Source organism: Mycobacterium syngnathidarum (assembly GCF_001942625.1).
Lineage (GTDB): Bacteria > Actinomycetota > Actinomycetes > Mycobacteriales > Mycobacteriaceae > Mycobacterium > Mycobacterium syngnathidarum.
Genome location: NZ_MLCL01000003.1, coordinates 1 through 1,347 on the forward strand (window position 1 = coordinate 1; position 1,347 = coordinate 1,347).

At 64.4% G+C, this 1,347-nt stretch carries 1 protein-coding gene and 1 other annotated feature; the gene reads right to left on the minus strand.

What is annotated here, in order from left to right:
* Window positions 1-31: 31 nt before the first annotated feature.
* Window positions 32-1,293, minus strand: a protein-coding gene (locus BKG60_RS01675) for an IS3 family transposase (protein WP_120764796.1) whose coding sequence is annotated in 2 segments (ribosomal slippage) — window positions 32-984 and window positions 984-1,293 — 1,263 coding nt in all. Because the reading frame shifts where the segments join, the coding sequence is not laid out codon by codon here.
* Window positions 863-994: a sequence feature (AL1L pseudoknot), on the minus strand. It overlaps the preceding gene by 132 nt.
* Window positions 1,294-1,347: the final 54 nt, after the last annotated feature.

A 1,347-nucleotide genomic window follows, 5' to 3' on the forward strand; every position in this document is an offset into this window, starting at 1 on the left:
TGAATCGCCCTGGTTTTGCCGGAGGCTCGGGCTATTGGATTGCGACCAGTGGTTGGTCGGTCCGTTGTGCATCGTAGAACGTGGCTTCGTACTCGGCGGGTGGGACGTCGTTGAGGTAGCCGTGTAAGCGGTTGGTGTTGTGCCAGTAGACCCACCCGAGGGTGGCCAGCTCGACGTCCTCGACGGTCTTCCACGGCCCGCTGCGGGCGGGGCCGTAGATCAACTCGGCCTTGTAGTAGCCGTTCACTGTCTCCGCGAGGGCGTTGTCGAAGCTGTCCCCGATCGATCCTATAGAGGGGATCGCGCCGATCTCAGCGAGCCGTTCGCCGTAGCGGATAGAGGTGAACTGGGATCCGGCATCGGAGTGACATGTCAAGCCCGACAACAGGTTTCCGCGTGACCAACGCGCCATCTCCAACGCGTCGAGGACCATCGAGGTCCGCATATGACTGGCCACCCGCCAGCCCACGATCATCCGGGAGTAGGCATCGACGATGAAACACACATACGCCACGCCGGCCCAGGTCGGCACGAATGTCAGATCCGTCACCCAAAGCTGGTTCGGCGCCGTCGCAGTGAACTTGCGTTTCACCAGATCGGGGTGCCGCGCGGCGCTGGCATCTGGTTTGGTGGTCTTGACCCGTTTGCCGCGCCGTGCCCCGCAGATGCCGGCGGCCCGCATGAGGCGGGCGACCTGATCGCGCCCGACGTCGTGGCCGGCCCGACCGGCGGCTTTCCACAGCTTGCGGGCCCCGTAGACGCGGTAGTTGTCCTCCCACAGCGTCACCAGGACCGGACCCAGTTCGGCGTCACGTCGCGCGCGTGCCGACAGACCGCGGGACTTGGTGTCGTAGTAGGTGCTCGGGGCCATCACCACGCCTGCTGATCGCAGGACGCTGATGATGGGCTCGACCCCGAACTCCTCCCGCTGGGCGTCGATGAAGTCGACTATTTCTTGTGTTGGCGGTCGAGCTCCGCGCCGAAAAAACTAGCGGCGCGCTTCAGTATTTCGTTGGCACGCTTGAGTTCTCGGTTCTCCTGCTCAAGCTCTTTGATCCGCGCCGACTCCGCGGTGGACAGTCCTGGAGCGTATCCGCCATCGATGTCTGCCTGACGCACCCAGGAACGCACCGACTCCACTCCGTAGCCGAGCTGACGTGCCACCCGCGACACCGTGCCCTGCTCGGTACCCAACTCGGCACGAAGGGTCCGGACCATCCGCACCGCGGCGGCCTTCTCCTCCGGGCTGTAACGACGCGCCGTGGGCTTCCCGGCACACTGTTCCTTCGGCATACCTGCATCCTCGTTTCCAAGGTCAGGAGCCTCCGGGATTTCCAGGGCGATTCA